At 60.3% G+C, this 3,751-nt stretch carries 4 protein-coding genes; 3 read left to right on the plus strand and 1 reads right to left on the minus strand.

The features are described from left to right. Positions 1–363: 363 nt before the first annotated feature. Positions 364–672 carry a winged helix-turn-helix transcriptional regulator gene (locus AC1D1X_RS18140; protein ID WP_457278868.1) on the plus strand — a complete coding sequence of 103 codons (309 nt, stop codon included), beginning with the start codon at positions 364–366 and terminating at the stop codon, positions 670–672. Positions 673–787: 115 nt separating this feature from the next. On the opposite strand, the gene AC1D1X_RS18145 is transcribed toward AC1D1X_RS18140, so the two are convergent. Beyond that, positions 788–1,816, minus strand: a complete 1,029-nt coding sequence (locus AC1D1X_RS18145) for a Bug family tripartite tricarboxylate transporter substrate binding protein (protein WP_477671067.1) — start codon at positions 1,814–1,816, stop codon at positions 788–790. Positions 1,817–2,013: 197 nt separating this feature from the next. On the opposite strand from AC1D1X_RS18145, the gene AC1D1X_RS18150 reads away from it, so the two are divergent. Further along, on the plus strand, positions 2,014–2,715 hold the full coding sequence (locus tag AC1D1X_RS18150) for a GntR family transcriptional regulator (RefSeq protein WP_477671068.1): 702 nt from the start codon (positions 2,014–2,016) through the stop codon (positions 2,713–2,715). A 364-nt stretch (positions 2,716–3,079) separates the two neighbouring features. Continuing rightward, positions 3,080–3,640 (plus strand): nucleotide exchange factor GrpE, encoded by a 561-nt coding sequence (gene grpE / locus AC1D1X_RS18155; protein WP_477698818.1) that lies wholly within the window; start codon positions 3,080–3,082, stop codon positions 3,638–3,640. The last annotated feature ends 111 nt before the right edge of the window (positions 3,641–3,751 follow it).

The raw sequence follows: 3,751 nt of genomic DNA on the forward strand, positions 1-3,751 counted from the left end.
CAGAATGGACGTGCACCCACCGTAACGGGGCGCTCTGCACTTGGCGTGCAACAAGTGATTGAAGTGATCATGGAATCATCCAGAACAGGCAGCGCTGTAGCACTTCATCCGGCAACACGGATCCCGGTGATGTAGGTAGAAATGATGCGCCTGGGCTTACCCGATGCGTTCTTAAGCCCATTGCCACATCCGGCGCATCAGGGTTTTCCAAGAGAGTTTCAGGCTGTAGTCCAACGGCAGCGGGCGTGGGCAGCTATAAAACTCGTAGCAGTCAGCAATTTGCGTTATATTTGGCCCCAAGCTTTCGAAGCTTTCTGCTTAACAACCCCCTGTGACCAAACTGTGACCCGAGGAGATAACCTGATGAGTGCCAAAGAAAATGCAGCGGTAGGCCAATTGCTTGAACTGCTGGAAGCACGCTACGCACTGCGCGTGCTGTGGGCCCTGAAAGACGGCCATCCCCAGACATTCCGCCTCCTTCAAGACAGCATCGGCAGCATCACACCCAACACCCTCAATACCCGCATCAAGGAATTGCGCGCAGCCGGCCTGCTTGGCCATGGCAGCGACGGCTACACGGTCACCACACTGGGCGCCGACCTGCTCAAGCGCTTGAACGACCTGCAGGCATTTGCCGGCAAGTGGGCCGTCAGCCAGACCAAGAAAAAGTAAATTACCTGGCCAGCCTGGCCCGAAAAAAAGCGACCTTCAGGGTCGCTTTTTTGTTGCGCTGTTTTACCGATCAACAGGCATTCATCAGGTATTCATCCATGCACTTCCCGGCGCCCTAATCCACTGCAGCGCCGGAACGCTTCACCGCGTCACCCCACAAAGTCATGCTGGCAGCAATATGCCTGGCCAGTTCCTCGGGGGTGCCCGGCGCCACCTCGGCACCACGCGACTGCAGCTGCGCGCGCAACTCCGGATCCGCCAGGGCTTTGTGGATCGCTTCGTTCAGGCGATTGACGATGGGCCTGGGCGTTCCGGCGGGAACAAAAATCGCGTCCCATGCGCTGACATCAAATCCGGGCAAGCCCGACTCCGCGATGGTGGGTAAATCCGGCCAGCCCGCCACGCGCGTGGCTGTCGTTACCGCCAATGGTTTGACACGTCCGCTTTTCGCCTGCGGTGCGGCATTCGGCATGACCTCGATCATCATGTCGACCTGCCCGCCGACCAGGTCCGTCATGGCCTGTGCGCCGCCGCGGTAAGGTCTGTGCACCACAGCCAGGCCCGCGCGCGATTTGTAGATTTCTCCGGCCAGGTGGGACGTGGTGCCGTTGCCGGCGGAGCCAAAGGTGTATTTCCCCGGATTGGCCTTGAGCAGCTTGGTGAGTTCCGCCATGGAGTTGACTTGCAGCGTGGGCCGCACTACCACCATGGCGGCGATGCGTGTGAGCTGGGTCACGGGCTCGAAGTCGCGAGACGGGTTGAAGCCGGGTGACCTGTAGATCGCATGGTTGATGGCATGTGTGCCGTTGGTGCCGTACAGCAGGGTGTAGCCATCGGCCGGCGCCTTGGCCGCTGTTGCACTGCCCACGTTTCCGCCGGCGCCGCCCAGGTTTTCGACCACGACAGGTTGACCCAATTCCCTGGTGGCACGCTGCATGACCAGCCGGGCCAGTGTGTCACCGCCACCACCCGCAGGAAAAGGAACGATCAGCTTGATGGGCTTGCTGGGATAACTTGCAGCCGGCTGGGCGTGCGCGACGGACAAGCCAGTGAAGGCAAGCACCAACGATGCAGCACAAGCCGCTGCCAGCCGCGTTGCGGTGCGGGCAAGCCGTCGCAAGGAATGGAGGCGAAGTAGATCCATGGTGTCTCCTGGGGGTGGTATCGGCCACAACGCTGGTGGCAGGTTGATGGTTCATGCGCCATCCAGCGCGAAATACTTAGTCATCTTATTTTATTGCACGCAATAGTGACTTCATTAACCAGATTAACCCTAATAAACCCAGATACTGCATGCAATAATCCTTCCACTCAGCCAACCACTATCAACCGTTACAGCTTATGTCTTCCCAGATTGAATACACCACGCAGACATTGAGGCAAAGAATCCTCAGCGGCCAGGCGGCCCCGGGCGAACGCATGGTGGAGCTTGAGCTGTCCGCCCAATTGGCGGTTTCGCGCACACCGATCCGTATTGCGCTCGGTGAGCTGGAAAAGGAAGGCTTGCTGGAACGCCTGCCGACACGCGGCTTTCGCGTCAGGCAATTCAGCGTTGACGAAATTGCCAATGCAGTCGACGTGCGGGGCGTGCTGGAAGGCATGGCAGCCAGGCAGGCCGCCGAGCGCGGCATCACGCCCGAAACCCGGGAGGCCCTGCAGGCCTGCATCGAGGACGGCCGCCTGCTGCTGGAGCAGGCACGGGCCGCCGGCCATGTGATTGACGCAGCCCGCTGGGTCCCCACGAACGCCCGCTTTCATAGTGCCTTGGCGCACGCCGCCGGCAACAGCACATTGACCTCCGCACTGGCCCATGTCAGCAAAACGCCGATGGCCGGCGCCGGGGCGCTCAGCCTGAACGGCGCCCTGCCCCTGCTCGAATACGGGTTCATTCAGCGCGCACAAACCGACCACGAAGACGTGCTGGCCGCACTGCAGGCCGGTGAAGGGGCGCGTGCCGAAGCCCTGATGCGCGAACATGCCCACCGCAGCCGTGACAACAAGCGCGAACTCATGATGCGCATGCAGAAACCGGCCACGCCTTGAAGCGGTTTTTGCCGTCTCCACCTGAAATTTCGACGTTTTAGCCTTTCATCCCAATAGGAATGCGCGCCGATAGCTATCAATAACATAGCATCAGGCCTGCACCCGGCACCATCCCATGGACTGCCAGAACCTGCCTCACCGGCCGGGGAACGGGTGGCCAGCCACTACAATTCAGGCCACGAACCAGTTTCTGCGGCTGGGGCACACCGGTCCGCACAGGAACGGCAGGGCCCCAACCGTGCTGGACCCCTCAGGCCGCGCACCCGCAGCCAAACTATCTGGACCAAAAACGAAGCCCCTGTCTTGAAAAGGGCTTTGCCATCCCCAGCTGGAAACATTACCAGCTTCAACCCTGTTTTCGAGCATGTCTGACAATACACAACCCGAACAAAATCAACCACTTAGCGGTGAGCCCAGTCCTGAAGAACTGGAAGCGGCGCAGGCCGCCAACGAGTTTGATGCGCTGACCGTCGCACAAGCCGAAGTCGCGACGCTGCAGGCCAAGAACACCGAGCTGGCCGACAGCTACCTGCGCGCCAAGGCCGAGACCGAAAACGCCCGCCGCCGCGCGGACGAAGAAGTCGCCAAGGCCCGCAAATACGCACTGGAAAGCTTTGCCGAAAGCCTGCTGCCCGTGGCAGACAGCCTGGAAGCCGGCCTGGCCATCAAGGACGTTACGCCGGAGCAGATCCGCGAAGGCGCCGAGGCCACACTCAAGCAGCTGAAAAGTGCGCTCGAGCGCAACAAGGTAGTCGCCATCGACCCCGCGCCCGGCACCAAATTCGACCCGACCCAACACCAGGCGATCAGCATGGTGCCGGCCGASCAGGAAGCCAACACCGTGGTSAMCGTGCTGCAAAARGGCTACCTGATCGCCGAGCGCGTGCTGCGCCCCGCMTTGGTCACGGTGGCAGCTCCCAAGTAAAAAACTCTTAAAAAACCTTGAAAACATTGTTGAAGCCCTTGAAGCCACACAACTTACCCACAAGTTATCAACATAGTTAATCCATACCGCGGCCAGCGGCACTGAACGCCC

The organism is Polaromonas sp. P1_G4, assembly GCF_056405475.1.

Excerpts from the sequence above, each read along its gene's own strand:
- AC1D1X_RS18140 (WP_457278868.1), top strand. The coding sequence starts at position 364 with ATGAGTGCCAAAGAAAATGCAGCGGTAGGCCAATTGCTTGAACTGCTG.
- AC1D1X_RS18145 (WP_477671067.1), bottom strand. The coding sequence starts at position 1,816 with ATGGATCTACTTCGCCTCCATTCCTTGCGACGGCTTGCCCGCACCGCA.
- AC1D1X_RS18150 (WP_477671068.1), top strand. The coding sequence starts at position 2,014 with ATGTCTTCCCAGATTGAATACACCACGCAGACATTGAGGCAAAGAATC.